12 protein-coding genes are annotated in these 16,702 nt (G+C 65.3%); 1 reads left to right on the top strand and 11 read right to left on the bottom strand.

Features of this window, described 5'->3' with window-relative positions; translation table 11 throughout:
• Nucleotides 1-257: 257 nt before the first annotated feature.
• Nucleotides 258-476, top strand: coding sequence for a hypothetical protein (locus HUA78_RS47090; protein ID WP_254624248.1), 219 nt, complete (start codon nt 258-260; stop codon nt 474-476).
• A 166-nt stretch (nt 477-642) separates the two neighbouring features.
• Here the strand turns inward: HUA78_RS47090 and HUA78_RS45155 are convergent, their stop codons facing one another.
• The 11 genes from HUA78_RS45155 to HUA78_RS45205 all read right to left on the bottom strand — a co-directional run bounded on the left by HUA78_RS45155 (nt 643) and on the right by HUA78_RS45205 (nt 16,280).
• Complete coding sequence (locus HUA78_RS45155; protein ID WP_174479064.1) at nt 643-972, bottom strand: hypothetical protein; 330 nt, start codon at nt 970-972, stop codon at nt 643-645.
• Nucleotides 973-983: 11 nt separating this feature from the next.
• Nucleotides 984-1,688, bottom strand: a complete 705-nt coding sequence (locus tag HUA78_RS45160; protein ID WP_174479065.1) for a hypothetical protein — start codon at nt 1,686-1,688, stop codon at nt 984-986.
• A gap of 425 nt (nt 1,689-2,113) precedes the next feature.
• Complete coding sequence (gene brxL / locus HUA78_RS45165) at nt 2,114-4,153, bottom strand: protease Lon-related BREX system protein BrxL (protein ID WP_174479066.1); 2,040 nt, start codon at nt 4,151-4,153, stop codon at nt 2,114-2,116.
• Between the two features lie 3 nt (nt 4,154-4,156).
• Nucleotides 4,157-6,721 (bottom strand): PglZ domain-containing protein, encoded by a 2,565-nt coding sequence (locus HUA78_RS45170; protein WP_174479067.1) that lies wholly within the window; start codon nt 6,719-6,721, stop codon nt 4,157-4,159.
• A complete protein-coding gene (locus tag HUA78_RS45175; RefSeq protein WP_174479068.1) occupies nt 6,721-8,760 on the bottom strand; it encodes a type II restriction endonuclease subunit M in 2,040 nt (679 codons plus the stop codon). The genes HUA78_RS45170 and HUA78_RS45175 overlap by 1 nt, the downstream gene beginning before the upstream one ends.
• Complete coding sequence (locus HUA78_RS45180; RefSeq protein WP_174479069.1) at nt 8,757-10,583, bottom strand: Eco57I restriction-modification methylase domain-containing protein; 1,827 nt, start codon at nt 10,581-10,583, stop codon at nt 8,757-8,759. The genes HUA78_RS45175 and HUA78_RS45180 overlap by 4 nt, the downstream gene beginning before the upstream one ends.
• A gap of 13 nt (nt 10,584-10,596) precedes the next feature.
• Nucleotides 10,597-14,136, bottom strand: a complete 3,540-nt coding sequence (gene brxC / locus HUA78_RS45185) for a BREX system P-loop protein BrxC (RefSeq protein WP_174479070.1) — start codon at nt 14,134-14,136, stop codon at nt 10,597-10,599.
• 11 nt (nt 14,137-14,147) lie between these two features.
• Nucleotides 14,148-14,729 carry a BREX protein BrxB domain-containing protein gene (locus tag HUA78_RS45190; protein WP_174479071.1) on the bottom strand — a complete coding sequence of 194 codons (582 nt, stop codon included), beginning with the start codon at nt 14,727-14,729 and terminating at the stop codon, nt 14,148-14,150.
• The gene (locus tag HUA78_RS45195) at nt 14,726-15,511 is read right to left on the bottom strand and encodes a BrxA family protein (RefSeq protein WP_174479072.1); all 786 of its coding nucleotides are present in this window, start codon (nt 15,509-15,511) and stop codon (nt 14,726-14,728) included. The genes HUA78_RS45190 and HUA78_RS45195 overlap by 4 nt, the downstream gene beginning before the upstream one ends.
• Nucleotides 15,508-16,086: a BrxE family protein gene (locus tag HUA78_RS45200; protein ID WP_174479073.1), complete on the bottom strand. Its 579-nt coding sequence runs from the start codon at nt 16,084-16,086 to the stop codon at nt 15,508-15,510. The genes HUA78_RS45195 and HUA78_RS45200 overlap by 4 nt, the downstream gene beginning before the upstream one ends.
• Nucleotides 16,083-16,280 (bottom strand): helix-turn-helix domain-containing protein, encoded by a 198-nt coding sequence (locus HUA78_RS45205; protein WP_174479074.1) that lies wholly within the window; start codon nt 16,278-16,280, stop codon nt 16,083-16,085. The genes HUA78_RS45200 and HUA78_RS45205 overlap by 4 nt, the downstream gene beginning before the upstream one ends.
• Between the last annotated feature and the right edge of the window lie 422 nt (nt 16,281-16,702).

Below are 16,702 nucleotides of genomic sequence, written 5' to 3' on the forward strand. Positions count from 1 at the left end.
GGCCCTCCCAAGCCTCAGGCGCTGCCGAACGCCGTCTGGATAAACGACCCCGCACGGCTCTCCACCTCTCAGCAGACCGCTAAGTAATCTCACGAAGTCGCTGTCTCATCCGCGTTGACAGGTTCCGTCAGCTTCTCCCGGCGGACGTCTCCTTCGAAAGCGGGGAGGTCCAGAGGTTCTGGTGGCTCCATGTCTGTCGCTCGATTTATTGCGTCGACAAGAAGCGCACGAAGGGCCTCTTCTACTCACCCCGGGAGATGTTGGCGATTGGCAAGCTCGTGCTCGATGAACATGCGCTCGCAGCCATTCCCCTGGAGAGACGGCTCATCTTCCGACTGGGCGAACTCCTCTACACCATCCTCCTCCACTCGTCCCTGGTGGACCGGCTTCGAGGATGGGAGGCAGAGGGGTTCAAGTTCATGCCTGTCGCGGCGTGGTACCACCCCGACTTTATCGAGGACTACGATGGCCCGTGACGCCCTGGCTGCACCCATCGCCACGTGGAGCGCTTCGAGACGTACTGCCAGCGGGCGAGGGACAGCCAGGGCCCGTGGCGCTGGCGTGTGAGGCACCCGCGCGCCTGGCGCTCCACCGCGCCAGCTACACGTAGTCGCACTTAAAGCTCTTCAGTGTGCCGACTGCTCACTCGGGAAATTCGGCGAAGGTAGAACCTCCGAACGATTGGGACGGGCCGGCGTCATAGCATTGCCAGTTCTCGAACCGTACGCGCATCGTGGACTCATCGACCTGCGCTACCTTTACCCGTCCAATGATCCTGCTCCTGCACCGAGCATACTCCATTCTCTGCACGTAGACCCACTCGTCGCCGCCATCCAACGCACGTTGACATTGGTTGAGGATCTTCTGGTTCGTCGTGATGAACGCGAGCCGGTCGTTAGTTGGGTCCCAGCCGTTCTCGTAGGTCTGCTCGTCCTCAGGATGCGCAACCAGGAGCACCAGTCTTTTCGGCATTCCAATTTCCCTCAGGTCGCACTCGCGAACCTCGGTTCGAAGGTAAGGAGCCACTCGGGAACATCATCCAATGGCGGCGGTGGCGGCGTCGCCGGCACGGCCACCGGGTCTTTGAAGAACAGGTTCCAGGCGACGAACTGAAGGCACTTCGCGAACAGTGGGATTTGGGCCTGCTCCTCAGTAAGGACCCGGAGAAAACCCGGGACCAAGTACATGTTCCATCCGGCAGTGAAGTACTCGGGGTCGTGAACCGAGGCCCAGATGTGTGCTACGTCCCACCCCACGGCCACCTTGCGCCGCTTCCCATTCATTGGACGGCCGATGTACCGGCCAAAGGTGACCCTCGCGGTCGTGTTGTCGCAGACTTTGACCTGCCGCCCCTTCCAGACGGACATGTCACCCTCTTTCTTGCCCGGATGGTGCGCCTTCGATTCACGCACACGGTCGGGAAACATGACGGGCTTCCGACGCACCACGCTCGGCTGGATGAAGAGCGAGGCGTTCAGGACGATCCGCACGACCTCCGCGTCCGTTCTCCCTGTTGCCCACTCAAAAACCTGCAGCGGTGACGCCACAAGGAGCTGCGGAACGTCCACGATCTCCTCCGGTTCGGGGCCCAACATCCGGCAACTACTTAATAAGATCAACCCGAGGTTCGAGCAGGGAGCGCCGATGCACGTTCCCGAGAGCCTCTCGATGAACTTCCCGTTGCTCAACGAGCTCATTCGCGAGCGCCCGTGATCAATCGGAGACACCTGTGCCTACCCAAAATTCGGTCACTGCGTCAAAGCTGCGTCAAAACGCGCGTCATGACGTGAGCGATGCGCATGACGAGCCTCTGGGGTCCTCCCTTCCGTTTGACAGAGGTCGGAATTAGGCCCGGCTCAGACGCCTCAAAACCTCTCTGCCTGCGTGTGACATTCCCCGTCCTTCCTGCGAACGCAGGTAGGCTGGTGCAGCACGCGCGGGTCTACGAGGGTGTTGTTGGAAAGACCGAGACTTTACGCAGCGCGGCGATCGTGGATGCGCGGCGTCCTCCCCCGCCTCGAGGAGGATCTAACACGCCTGCTGGAGCAGCGTGCGCCACCGGTTGTGCCCCCCCGCTCATCAGTCCGATGGTATCGCGGGTGCGCCTTCGTGTTCATCCTCCGAGAACCTTCATCGCCGCGGTCTTCGGGTCGCCGAAGAAGATCGGGTCGACGTGCTCCATGATGTCAGCGCTGACGTCGAGGAAGTTCCGCTTGTTCTCGATGGGGATGAGGGCGCGCTTCGCGCCGTTGTCCTTCGCGACCTGGAGGGGCTCGGCGAGCGAGCGTAGGGGCTTGATGTTCCCCTGGACGCTCATGTCGCCGAGAATGAGGAGCGCGGGGCTCACGGGCGCCTTTCGCAGCGCGGAGTAGCAGGCGACGAAAAACGCCACGCCGAGCTCGGCCTCGACCCGGTTCGCGAGGAGGTCGATCACCTCGGCATGGATGTCGGAGACGTCGAGGTCGCGCGCAATGCCAAGCTCGGACTTCTTCGCCTGCAGGAAGCTGAAGGCGCGCTGGACGGACTCCTTCATCGCGCCCGCCACTCCGCCCGCGAGCTTCAACTTGCCGGTGCCGCTCGAGACGGAGACCTCGACGCGGTACAGGCCGACGGTGCCGTCGGTGGTGACGCCGGCGCTGTACACGGTGCCGGGCGCCAGCGGGTCGGTGGAGATCAGATCGCGTCCGCCTTGCTCGGGCACGCCGACGAACTTCTCTTCGCCGGTCTCCTGCAGCGTGTAGCTGAAGGACGTGTGGTAGTACTCGAAGGAGCCCATTTTCTTGAGCTGCTCCTTCACGCGCCGCCGGCCCTCGAGCGCGAGTTCGAGGACCTCGGCGAGTTCGTCCTGGGTCACCTCGCCGTGCGGGAACAGGATCTTCATTAAGCCCGAGACGGTCTTGCGCACCGCCTTGCGGTCGCGGGCGTTGAGGTGCGCGCCCATCGAGAAGTGACGGTCAATGACCTCCGTGAAGTTGTGCTTCCGCATCTCGCGGAGCGCTTCGGCGAGGTAGTCGATTACGAACCCGTAGTGGTTCGTGAAGAGGTCGTTCCGCATCTTCGGGATCTCCCAGCCAGGGAGGTAGAAGTGCATGCGGTCGATGAAGGCCATGTCGTCGCGGATGATGTCGGGCATCGGCGCGAAGAGGTGGCCGGTCTGGACCATCACGTCGACGGGCTGGTTGGTGTTGCCGAACATCGCGATGCTTGCGTCACCCGAAACCGCCTCCTGCCCGCGCTGGAAGGTGCCGGACTCGCAGTAGGTCTTCATCGTCGTGATGACTTCCTTCGGCATCTTCTGGAGGTCGGCGACCTCGTCGAAGCCGACGACGTCCCAGATCTGCACCATGCCCTTCTGGCGGCCGTTCATGTGGCCGAAGAGGTTGGCCACTGTCGTGCCGCCGGTGAGCAGCGCCGAGTACGGTGAGACCTCCTGGACGACGTAGCTCTTGCCCGTACCGCGGGGCCCGAGCTCGACCATGTTGTAGTTGCGTTCCGCGAGCGGGATGAGGCGCACGAGGAAGAGCAGCTTCAGACGCCGCGACATCTCGCCCGGCTCATACCCTATGCTGCGCATGATGAGGTCGAGCCACTCGTCGGTTGTGAACTCGCCCCGGACGCGGCGGTACTCTTCGAGATCGAACGTGGCGATCTGGATGGGCGTGAGCTTGTCGATCCAGAACGGGTTCTTGCCGCGCGACTCCTCGTCGTACTCGAAGCGCATGTCGACCTGCGACCAGACTCCGCCCATCACGAGGCGCTCGTAGTCGCGCACGTAGTGCTCGGGCACGTGGACGTTCTTGTGGCCGAAGTTCGTGACGTCGGCCCAGTAGTCCGAGTCGACGAGGCGGACCTTTACCTTGTCGATGAAGGTGTGCCGCCCGCGCTCCTTGACCATCGCCTGCGCCTTCATCGACTCGTCGGAGCGGATGTAGTTGTTCGCGAGCGTGTCGTTGACGACCTGCAGCCCCATCTGGATCGCGACCTCGTCGGAGGAGGCGCAGTACTTCCCGAGGAGAAACTCGAGAACGAAGACCGGCACGTTGGCACCGACCTTCACCTTTCGAACCAGGTCCTTGCGCACCACCTTCCCCGCGAAGAGGCGGTTGACCTTGTCGTCGAGTGCATCTCGTGTCGGGACTGTTCCGTTGCTCATGGATCACACTCCAAGTCGAACCGGGATGTCGGTGGGCGAGCGGTACAGCTCCGCGTCGGTCGTCGGGTCTTGCACCACGACGCGCAACGAGGCGGCGCGCTCATCGCTCAGCAGGAAGGCGATGGTCACCGGCTTGTTCGGCTCGAGCTTCACGGTGCCGGTCGCCCGGTCGAACTGCGCGTCGACCGCCATGCCTACCGACCCAACCTGTTTGCCAGCCGCCATCAGCAGCGGCCGAACCTGGATGCCCGCGGCGCCCAGAAGCATCTGCTTCGCGCCGTAGGTAAACGTGACGCTGAAGATGCGGTTGGTCACCGCATCGGGCAGCCCGATCGCCTCGATGGGGCCCGCCGACGGACGGACGGACTCGCGCACCTTCGTGCGCACGGTCAGCACCGGGATGACCAGTTCCTGGAGCGAGGGGCCGCCGTGATGGAAGGCGAGATCGCCGCCCGCCTTGAAGACCCCCGTCGCCGCAGGGAAGACGAACTCGAGGTCCGAAGCGTAGCCGAGCGACGACGCCGGTACGCGCACGCAGCCCGCCGACGTGGCGCCGCCGCGACCGACCCAGCAGCGCCGGTGCAGCTCTAGCGTGTTCCCTCCGGGGGCGTCGGTGCGCATCGACTCGTCGCGGTCGTTGGCGAAGAACAAGTGACCGTGGTCGGCGCTGACCACCGCGTGCTCGATGCCCGCTGCCGCCAGTTTGCGAATCGCGCGCGCGATGTTGTCGATGACCATGTCCATCACCTGCCGCGCCTGGAACGTGAAGCCAGTCTCGCCGGCGTGATCGATCTCCTGCGAGCGGACGACGACCACCTGCGCGCCATCTAGCTTCTTCGAGAGCTTCGACGGCTGAAGGCTCAGCAATTCGTCGAGCGCAAGGTCGACCAGCTTCGGCACACGCGCGGCCGCGTGCTTCTTCCGGGTGGCGAGGTCGGGCAAGAAGCTATCGTCGATGCGAGCACCGAGCTTGCCACCCTGTTCCACGACCGAGAAGCTCGCGGACGCGCCGGGCTGCAGCGCCGCCATGCCGATCGGCGTGATGCTGGGCAGCGCGCCCACGGCGGCGCGCACGGAGACCTCGGAGGTTTTGGGCAAGCGCTCGGCGAGCTCGACGCCCATCTCGAAGCGCATCGCGTCGACGAGAAAGTAGGCGACGGGCTTGGGCTTGTCGGCGACGACTTCGCTCCAGACGCGCGTCTGGTGAAGAGCCCCGGGCACGGTCCACCCGGCCTTTACGAGTGCCTTGGTGAAGCCTTCCGCCATCGCGTGGCACGTGTCCTCGTGGGTGCGCCGGACCACACCAAGTGGACGCTCCTCGGGCTCTTCGTCGAGGTTCGCCACCCAAGCCTCGAGGCGGCGCTGGGCCTGGTCGAGACGGAACCACCCGTCCTGCGACACGTAGGCATCGAGCCACACGGCGGCGTCTCCCGAGGTCTTGTTGACGGCCTTTCGCACTTCCATCGCGACGTTGCCCAGCTCGGCCATGCGCCGAGTGGCTTCCCACTGGGCCTTCCGGCTGACGTCTCGGTCAAGCCAGAAGCTCTGCTCTCGGTCCACAACGAGCGCGAGGGCCTCGCCGAACTTGCCGTTCGAAATGAGGTCGCCCGCGTGGCGAAGGAGTGCGCGCTCTTCGAAGCGGAACGTGTCGATGGAGCCGAGCGCGCCGGGGGGCAGCTTGGCGTTCTTGAGCCCGAGTTCCTCCTCGACGCGGTCCGCGAGCGCCGCGTAGGCATCGGCGTGGCCGGTGCGCAGGCGCCGGGCGATTTCGCGCACGACCGACTCCTCGTCCTTCGTCGCCGGCTTCCCGACGCTGTCGAGCGACGCGGGCGCGTCACAGGACAGGTCGAGGCGGAACTCGCCCGCGAGCACGTAGCGCAGCGTGATGGCGCGGAGCTTCGATAGCGGTGAGTCCGCAACGAGGTCGAGCCCCAGCCGCGCCTTCACGAGCTTGGTCAGCTCGCGCGTCGCCTCTTTGCTCACGATCTCCGGGTCGCGTGCATCGCTCACGAGCCACGCCGTGAGGAGCCCGTCGTTGCCGCTGGCGTCGTGGAAGATGCTCTTCAGGATCGACGGCGGCTCCGCGCCGGAGTTGCCGGCGGCCGCGCGCGCGAGGTCTTCGTAGGAGACCTTGCGGTCGAAGGGCAGCATCTCGTCGACGACGCCGAGGGTGTACTTCTGGAGCAGGACGTTCTTGGCGAGCTGCTTGAGCTGCGGCTCCCACGTCGTGCCAGCCTTCTCCAGCTCCATCAACACCGACGAGCGGCGGTCGCGCGCGATGCCCGGAACGTAGATGACCACCGAGTCGGGCGTGTCTCCGCTCACGTGCGGCTCGACGACCGCGCGCAGCTCGAACATCGAGCCCGAGAACTCGGCGAGGCTCGCCTTGGCGCCCGCGACAGCCACGGGAACGGGAACGGGAACGAGCTCGCTCACGGCCCGCGGGCCGCCGCGCACCTCGTTCACGAAAGGCTGGAACTCGCCGCGCTCGTCGTACCAGACGACGACACGCCGGGACTTGATCTTGTCGGCGAGCTGCTTTGCCACGTAGTCGTGAAGCGTGTGCATCAGGCGTCTCCTCCCTCGGCAGCGGCAGCGGACTTGCGACGGCCACCACCACGACGCCCGCCGCTCTTGCCGGCCGCGGCAGGCGCTTCGAGCAGGCTCTTCAGGGCGGACTTCACGGCGGGCGAGGTTCGCTCGCGCACGAGTTCGTCCACGCTGCGCGTAGGCGTCTTGCGGGCGGTCCACTTGCCGTCCGTGCCCTCGATCCAGAACAAGTCCTCAAGGCCGTGGGCGATCGCGAGGCTCCGGTCCTTCGCGCACTTGGGCACCACGCGCTCGGGCCACAGATGCATCGCGAGGTGGGCCCAGTCGTACTTGCCATCTGCAAGCGCGTCCCAAGTGGACTTGAGCTCCTTCTGCCAAGCCTTGTTCTGCGGGACGAGGCGCCAGAGCGGGGCGAAGTTGATGATGACGCCGTCATCGAGGTTCGGCTTCCAGAGCGGGGCGACGCGCTTCACCTCGTCGAGGAAGGCGCGCAGCTCCTCGACGAGCGCCTCCTGCGCGGCGAGCTGCTTGCGCTGGGCGGCAGTGGCGCCATCACGCAGCTCGCTGGCGAGCGACTCGAGGCGTCGCTCCTCGTGCGCGAGCTTGGGCGCGGCGTAGTCGTTCTGAACGCGGAAGAGCGTGTCTTTGCTGAAGGCGTGGACGTAGAGCCAGACCGAGTAGCTCGTCGATGGCGTCGCGAGCTGCCAGTAGATGGGCGCCCGTCGGCCGGAGCGACCATACGTTTGAATGTGGCCCGGAAAAAAGTCATTTCGAACGATGGGACGGAGTCCCTCAACCCTGGCCACAGCGACATCGTCAAAGACTCGCTCCACCTGGCGCACGAGATCAGCAGGATGTCCCTCGTCGTCCACGAGTACATCCCGGGCACGAACGCCATCGGTGAGCGCAGGTGCGCGCCATGCACGCCTCACAAAGGGGTCGCACTCTCGGGGCGGCAGCTCGGTGTTGCCGGTTGCGAGGCCAACATCAAATCGACCAAAGGCAACTCCGATGGCCCAAGAAATCGTCGCCTCCTGGGCATTGGTAGCGACCAAGGCCTCTTCAAGGGCGTCCCCAGCCGCGTCAGCAGCATCGTCAAGCGCGGCGTCCGTATCGTCGTGCTGCTCCGTCGACGGGGCAAGCTGCGCGAGCGCTACACCGTAGAGACGAGCCGCGATTTCATCGATTCGTTGCTGAACACCGTCTAGCTCGACGTTTGCCTCCGCAGTTGAAAGCCCCGGCTGACGACTCCGAAGGGCAGGCGGTAGCACGAACTCGCTCGAGGTCTCGACCTCCGACTGGCTCGTCCGAGCGGCATCCCAGGCGCGAACGGCAAGTTCCGCCAACTCGCTCTTCGCCTCAAGAGGAAGCGACGGTGGGAGTGGAAGACGCTGCATCGCGGTCACAACAAACTCAGGGAACTCGAAACGCCCGAGGAGCACCTTGTAGAGGTAGTCGACTACGCGACTTGCGCTGAGGCCGAGCAGCCAAGGGAGATCAGCCTCGGAAGCGGCCAGCATGAAGGAACGCACGCTGAAGATCGCGCCCGCAGGCAGCGCCGACGGAGAAAAGTCACGTGCACGCAGCGGCCATGTGATCCCAGGACGCTCGAACAGATCGACCGATGCGGGACGCTCCATTGGGCGGTGCACCGACCCGAGAAACGCTCGGTATGAGCGGCGACGACTGTCCCATGCGACGACGAAGTCGATGTCGGAATAGAATCGGTGAGTCGAGCCCTTGGCCCACGGCCGCCACGCGTCACTTTCCGGCACTTCCCAAGCAAGCCGAACGAACCGGAAGTTGTCCTCAATGTTGTTCGTGGTGCGAGCGACGCGCTCGCTCCCTTCAAATCGCTGATCCGTCGCAAAGAGCTGGCGAATCTTCAGCGGGACCCAATAGGAAAACGGTGCGCCTGGAATCCTCGCGAAGGAGTCCGCATCGTCCTCAAAGCAATTCGGAGCATCGTTCCCAGCAGCGATCGAACTTACTGCGGCGCGAAGCGCCTCAGCCTTGTCCTGCACGGGCGCAGCAAGAACTCGGAAGAAGACGGTCATGCCCGGGCCTCCAGACAGTACGCGGCGGTCTCTACCATCGCGCTATCGAGCACGCCTGCACCGAGGTCCGCAAAAACGACAGGCGGGGCGAGGCGCAGGAGCACATCCTCCCGCCACTTCTGGAAGCTCGAGAGGAAGAAACCAGTCCGCGACGTGATCGCACCGACACGTCCTTGCGGACCGAGAAGCTCGATCCCTCGCTCGATGAACGCTGCATAGACGTCATTCTTCGTCCTGGGGTAGGCCTTCTCGAAGTCCTTCTTCGCCTTCATGCTTCCGGACCCGAAGGGCGGGTTCATGAGCACAACGTCGAACTTCCTCTCTGCGACTCCAAGCAGAGCGACGCCGTGCGCAGCGTCGTCAGCGAACAGGCGCCGCCGCGTGTTCGCGCGGGAACCTTCATTGATCACGAAACGATCGAGGGCAGCGCGGATACGCTCCTTCGGCGGCGCGAAGAGGTCACCGGTCTGACCGCGCTTTGCCTGACGCGCGACGAGCTGCTCGATGCGAAGCAAGAGCCCTAGATCGCCCGCGAGGCTCAGCGACTCGACCAGCGACGTGAACACTCGACCAAGCTCGGCGTCGCCCAGCTTTGCGACGAACTCCTTGGCGATTTGCTCGTCGGCGACGAGCGGTTCGGCCACGACGATGTTCGAGCGCCGGATCTGCGCCCGCTCGGCGCGGCTGATGCCGAAGTCCCGGTACGCCTTCTGCGCGCGCATCCACAGGGCGAGCTGGGCGATCTGCGCGCATCGCGGATCGATATCAACGCCGTGGAGGTTTTGCGCCAACACGAGCCCCGGCATCGCCTTCCGTAGAGCGTCGAGGCACGGGTAATCCTCCGCGAGCATCTTGCCCGTCGCTTCGCTTTTCGGGCTCGCCGGGTCGGCATAGGCCTCCTCGTAGATCGCGAGCAGCAGGTCGAACGCGTAAAGGAGGAAGTGCCCACTGCCGCACGCCGGGTCGAGCACGCGCAGGTCGCGCGGGTCCTTCTTCGCGCGCGGGGCGAACTCCTCGTCGGGTTTGTGCACCATGTACTCGCAGCGCTCGGCGAGGGTCGTCTTGGTCTCGCGCATCTCGTACCAGATGCGGCCGAGCGTGTTGTCGGTGAGGAACTGGACGACGTAGCGCGGCGTGAAGAACTGGTTGCGCACGGCCAGCTCGCGGCTGTTGCGTGGCGCCTGGCTCTCCTCGCGCATCTTGCGGCGCTCGTCCTGGCCATTGAAGAACTGGTAGACCCAGCCGATAGTCTCGTCCTCGCCCCACACGCGGGCGAGCTCGGTGGTGTTCAGGATGTCGAGGAGCTGCTCGAAGGTCGCGCGCTTCGGCCACAGCACGCTCGACGGATCGCGGCGATCGAAGAGAACCTTCACCTCCGTCGACAGCTCATCAAAGAGCGACTCGATGTAAAGCCGGTAGCCTGCGCTGTCGGGCAGAAGCGGCAGTCCCGGTGCCATGCCGCAGAACTCGCGGTAACCGCCCGACTGCTCGCCCTTAGTGATGCACTCCTGCACCAGTTCGCGCGCCTCCAGCATCTTCAGCGCGACGAAGCGGTTGAGCGTCGTGAACGCGGCGTCGCGCAGGTAGTCGGTGACCGAGTCGGCGGCGTTCATGCCGGCCGCGCGCTTGTGGTCGATGGCGGCGACGATGCGCTCGCGCTGGAAGGCCTGGCGGGCCGAAAGGTGCCCGCCGGCCTTCGTGGCGACCTTGCCGTCACGGTGCACGTCGAAGTCGCCCTCGAGCTGCGCGGCGAAGTCCCCCTCGAGGAGCTTCCGTGCTCGCTGGGTGGCGCGTTCGATGGCGTTGCGTGTGTCCTTGTTCATCTTCGCGCGCCCCTTACTGAACGATGATCTTCTTGCCGGCGCCGATGAGGCGCGCACATTCTTCACGCACGCCGCCGAGCGCTGCTTCGAGCTGCTCCTCGGTCTCAATGCCCCCAGCGAAGTAGCTGCCAACGCTGACCGTCACGACGCGCTCGCCGTCGATGCTGCGGCGAAGCTCGGCGATGGCGGCGCTGAGGCGACCACCGCACGCGTCGCGGTCGGCGCGGAGCTGCGGGATCGGCACGCGGGCTTCGTCGCGTTTTTGACCGCGCTCGAAGGGCTCGGCGAGGCGGCGCTGCTGGTCCTCGTCGATCTCCGTCCACCCCGGCGTCTTGATGAGCTTGTCGAACGCCTTGGCGTAGGCGGCGACGCGGGCGCCGAGCGCCTCGTCGAAACGCTTCTGGTACTCGATCTCAAGCGCTTTGGTGTGTTGCTCGATGGAGGGCAGCTCCTTGAAGAATGTCTCGCGGGCGAGCAGGTCGTCGAGCGACGAGGCTCGCGTGCGCAGGTCGTCGGAGATGTCCGACTCCTGGCTGAAGAAGCCCCACAGGCCCACCTGCGCTTTGCGCGCACGCTCCAGATCGTGGAGGCGCGGCTCGCTCAGTACTTGTTCCAGCTCGACGGCGCGCTTGATGGCGTCCTTGATGGCGCGGTGGCTCGTGTTAAAAGTCGCGATAGCGTTGTCCTCCGAGCCTCGGAGAATGGCCTTCATCTGGCCGATGGCGCCTTCGAGCACCGCAGCGCCTGGCAGGCGATGCGCGGTTAGTGTCGCGAGCGCGGACGAGACGGTGTCCTCATGACGCGCGACTTCCTTGCGGAGCTCGGCGACGATGGCGCTGGCGTTCAGCTCCTTAACCTCGCTGCCGAAGGTGTCGCGGAAGGCCTCCGAGGCCTTCACCAGCTCCTCGAACGCGATGCCCTTCTTCGGGCGGAACGACGCCTGCCGGAACAGGTTGTTGTTCGAAAACGTGTCGCGCGCCTCGACGCCCGTCACCGTGTCGAGCGTCTGGCCCTTGCTTGTCGCCTCGATCTTGCCGGCGCGCAGCAGCGACAGCACCAGCAGGCGCACGACCTCGAAGTCCCAGCCGAACGGCTCCTTGGCGAACTCGTCGGTGAGGTAGCGACCGCTCGCGGTGTCGCCATAGTTCGCGCGCTCCTCGATGCGGTCGAGCACCTCCTTCAGCGCGCCGCTTTCGGTGCGAAAGACAGTCTTGCCCTTCTCGTCGCGGAGGAGGCCGAGGGCGCCGAACACGCTAGGCAGGCCCTGCAGGTTCTCAGCGGTGAAGAGAGCGTCGGTGCCCTTCTTCACGTCCGTCGCCTTCGCGGCGGCCTCCTTGAAACGGTCGAAGACCTCGGGCAGCACCTGCCCCAGCACCTCGGCGGCGGTCTTGCCGACGTCGGTGGCGCGGTCGGTTGGGCTACGGTCGTTGCCCCGAAAGTAGATTCGGCCGGAAAGGCTGGCGGCGCGAAAGAGGCGCCGCAGCTCGTCGCCATGACGACGCAGGCGAATGCGCTCCTCGGCGATGAGCGCTGGAGTATCCTCGCCCTTCGTTTCGCGCTCCTTGCGCGCGAGCATCTCCTTGCTGCGGAACAGCTCGACGGTCTCGCGGTCGATCGCGTCAGTGAGGGCGATGGCCCAGAAGACGTGCTTGCGCTCCTGCTGGCTGCGCGTGCGGAGCTCGGTCGCGAGCTCGTCGAAGTTCTTTCCGTCCTCGGTGAGGTGGACCTGGAACATCATGTCGCCTGCCGTGCTCTCGCGACCGTGGATGGCAAGGCCCGCCTTGAAGGTCTTGGTGTCGAACAGCGTGTGTGACGGCTGCGGCTGCCAGAACCCCGACAGCACCTCCTGGTAGAGCCGGTGCGAGTCGCCAGGCTTCGGGCTGATGCCGTTGCGCAGCCGATCCCAGTCGTCCTCGGCGGGCGTGGGGATGCGGTAGCCGTCATCGCCATGACGAACCTGGTGGGCGGTTTCGAGCGCGCGCAGCGCCTCCTTCACCGAAGCGAGCTGCGAGTCATCGCCGACCTGGCCGTGCAAGGCCGCCGCGGTGTTCTCGGCGCTGCGGTGGACGCTCTTCACATACTGCAGGAGGCAGATGACCTTCGCGACTGGCTGCGCGAGCGGGTGGTCAACCAGTTTAGAAATGGCGGCGATCTTCGCACGCACCTCGGAGCCGATGTTCCCCTCGACGAGGTCGTAGACCTGATCGAGCCGCACGAGAGCGCCGAGCGCGCCGTCGGCCAGGTTCACGGCGGGGTTTATGAGAAGCTGCTGCGCGAGCTTGATGATGGTGCGGTTCGCGCCGCCCACGTGCTTGCTCGCGCCGCCCTGCGTGCGCAGGCCGGAGACGACCTGGATGATGAGGTCGATTTGGTACGGTAGCAGAGGGTAGAGGTCAATGAACGCCTCGCGCGTGACCTCGGGGAGCTTGATGTCGGCGGTGAGCCGCGTGTGCTCGGTGAGCCGTCCTCGGTGCTCGTCGAAGAGCTTCCCGAGCGCCGTCTGCGCGCCGGCGTTCTTCGAGAGCACGCGGCGGCTCGTGACCTCGGAGATGTCGGAGGGCTCGAGGTGGACCTGGAGCGGAAAGCGATCCATCAGGCGGGCGAGTTCGATCTTCTTGTCGTCGAGGCTGGAGACGAGCTCGCCGAGCTTCTCCTGCGAGGTGACGACGACCCAGTGCTTGCCGCGTCCCTTCACGCCGAGGCTCTGAACGATTGCCTGCAGATCGAGCATCTTCTGGACGTCGCGGGCGACGAACTGGCCCACCTCATCCACGACGAACATCAGCGAGAGCCCCGGCTTGCGTCGCTTCATCAGCTCGCCCGCGCGCTCCGCGAGCTTGCCGGGTGTGATGTCGGTCTTGTTCTTGACGGCCTTCACCCACGAGTCTGCCATCGGGTAGGTGTCGGGCTCGAGGCTGTGAAGCACGCGGCTCGCCTCGGACAGCGCGAAGGCAACCTTGCCCTTCTCGGCAGACCACGCCTTCTTGAAGAGCCGCTTGTACTCCTGCTCGAACTTCTGGAGTGAGCCCTTCTCCTCAAGACCGATCTCCAGCTCCGAGAGGTCGAGGTCCTTGGCGTAGCCGAGGCTCTGGAGGAAGAGCCCGTACATGATCTCGGTCAGCGTCTGGTTGCCGCTGCGAATGCCTCGGTCCGTCGAGACGTCGAAGATGACCGCATGGGTCGGGATCTTTTCGTTGATGGCCTTCAGCAACACCGAGAGCTTCTTGTCGCCCGCGCGCTCGGCGAAGCGCTCGGCGGCGGACTCGCCGGCCACCGTGCGGTTCGCGACGGACAGGCCGAGCATCTTGGCGAAGCTCGACTTACCGGATCCGAAGAAGCCCGAGACCCAGATCGCGATGCCTTCGTGCGGCTTGTTCGGCGTCTCGCGGTACGCGTCGAAGATACCGGTGTAGTGGGTGCGGATCGCGTCCGTGACAACATACTCGTGGATTTCGTCGCGGATGATCTCCTCGTCAGTCTGGTCGACCTTGATGACCTCTTCGATCCGACGATGGATGTCGTTCGCGAACAGGGTCTTGATGGGCGTCGTCATCGTCGTGGTCCTCAGAAGATCTTCGGGCGGTAGTTGTGCTCCGCGTCGAGCACGCCCATGAATCGCAGGCCTGCCGCGCCATCGAGGTCGCCGGGGTAGAAGAGAACGGTTGGAACGTGGACGCGCCCCTTTAGCTGCTCAAGCAGCGAGAAGGTCCGGTACACGGGGAAGAGCGCACCGGTACGCAGGATGAAGACGATGTCGTGGAGCGAGTCACCCTCTTCGCTGGGGAGCTGCGACGCGACGAGGTCGACGAGCGGCGAGTCGCCCTCGGACAGCACTGCGTGAACCGTCTCGACCACGGTCTCAGTGCCGAGCTCGCGCTCAACGTCGAACCACTCGGGCAGCGAGCGCTGGAAGCGCATCGCGGCGTCGAGGCACTGGGCGAGCGAGATGCGGCGGACGCGCTTGCCCTTCTGCGAGAGGCGTGTCTCGAGCAGCGACACCTGCTGACGCAGCGCGAACTCGTCCTCCGGATCGTAGCGAAAGAGCGCGTAGGGCATGTCGTGGTAGGCGCTGATGCGCTGCCGAGGGTCGGGCAGTTCGAGGACCGGCTCGAGGTTCTGCTTTAGGCGGTGTTCGAGATCGCTCATGCAACCATCCTCTTTGCATACTCGTGGGTGCTCGTGCAGGGCAGCGAGATCTGCACGAGGCTGCCAGCGACCTGGTATTCGAGCTTGCGGTATTGGTGCAGGCGCAGAAGCTCGTGCTCGACGTCAGCGGGGCGCATTAGGAACAGGCGCCACTCGGGCGAGGCCACCAGCTTGCTGGGGCTCAGCTTCTCGTCGCGCATCGCGTGGAGCAGGTAGAGGAAGCTCCGCTCTGGTAGATGGAACGAGACGAACTCTTTGGTGATGGAGCCGCGCAGGAGGCCAAAGTCGACGGCCATCTTGAGCAGCCCCGCAGCGACGCGCTTGGTGGTCTGCTCGGTCCACGCGTGTTCCGTCGTGCCTCCACGCTTGCCAATCTCGCCCAGGTACTTCTCGACGTCCTCGGTGTGGACGCGGAACGTGCCGGCCTCATAGGCGGCGAAGAGCCAGTTCTCAAGGAAGTCGCGAACGAGGAACTCGTCGCGCGTCATGTGCCACAGGAGCAACGGCTTCCACTCGTCGACGGGCAGCCCGTGCTTAGCGAGGAGGACGAGCGGGCGATCGCGCCCGGCCGGTTCGAAGCGACGGTTCAGCACCTTGGCGACGTCGCGCAGCCAGGTGATGCTGGTGGCTCCGATGAAGTTCTCGTCGCGGAGGCGATCGAGGTTCTCGCGCTTCGAACGATCAAAGTCCCACGTCGCGAAGACGGCGTAGGTCTCTTCGATCATCGCGCCCTTCACGACAGTGAAGGACGACGTGACATTCGCGCGCGAGGACTTGGTCACGCTTCCGCCCTCCGTGCATAGGGGACGGCGAGCGCGCCGGGCTCGCCACGCGCGAAGCCGAGAGCGAGGAGCGCAACGTCGTCGTCGATGGCGGAGAACGGGCCGGGCAGCGGCACGGCGCGGCCTTCCGCCGAGCGGCGCAGGCGCCCGTAAGCCTCGATGTCGCGGTCGCTCACCAGTTCGAACGAGCGGAGGAGCGCCGTGAGGTCGGTGCCCGAGAGCGACTCAAGCTTCTCGAAGAACTCTGTCCAGTCGCTCGCATTGTCGAGCCAGTGCTCCCAGCGTGCGTCGAACTCCTCCTCGATCGCCTCGGGAAGGCGCCAGAGCGTGACGCTGCCCGGGGGTTCGAAGACCTCGGCGCACCGGTGCGCCGCGACCGCGAACACGGAGCGGGCCTGGGCGAAGCGGTGGGTGCGTGGGAACCCGCGCCGGAGAGCGGCGCCGCCGAGGCGTCCGAGCTGGCCCTTCGTGTTCCACCACTTGGCGCCGTCCATCTCGCCGAAGCGCGCGACGAGTAGGCGCAGCTTCAGGAGGCGATCGAAGTCGATCGTCGACGTGGGGCGCGCGGTAGTCACGGCTCCCTCCCGTCGTCGCGCGAGACGGCCTTCTGCTGCTCGATCCACCGATCCAGATCAACGCGCTTGAACCGCCACTGCCCGCCGACCTTGAAGGCCGGGAGCTGGCCCTTCTGGGCCATCGAGTAGACGGTTTTCTCCGCGACCTTCAGCAACTGCGCGACCTCGGGAAGTGTGAGGATCTCATCCTGCATGGGGCACTCGGCTCCATAGGTATCGTTTGGCAGGATTTTCCAGCCGACGGCACGATACAGCAGGTCGCCAAGTGCCCTCAATGGACGCGAGCAGAACGGGCTCGCTCCGACGCCTGCGCCTACCCAAAATCCGATCGCTGCGTCATGCGTACATCAAGGTGAGTGAGCGCGGTGAGCAGCACGGGGCCGGCGAGTTCCCATAGCAACGAGGAGGGGTCGGAATCACCGAGGCACCGCCCACGCCGTCTCGCGCGCCCAAGAGGCTGCGCGCTCGTGACGAGAGGAGTGCCAAGCCGAGTCAGGTCCCCGTGCAATCTGGTGGGGCAGGCTCGACACCGCCCGCGGAGGCTGTGGACGCGGGCCGGACCGGCCGAGATGAGCCACGGGGTCACCTGGACAGGGCGTCGCCCCTGAACCCTGAG

The sequence above is a fragment of the Myxococcus sp. CA033 genome, assembly GCF_013336625.1.
Classification (GTDB): Bacteria; Myxococcota; Myxococcia; order Myxococcales; family Myxococcaceae; genus Myxococcus; species Myxococcus llanfairpwllgwyngyllgogerychwyrndrobwllllantysiliogogogochensis.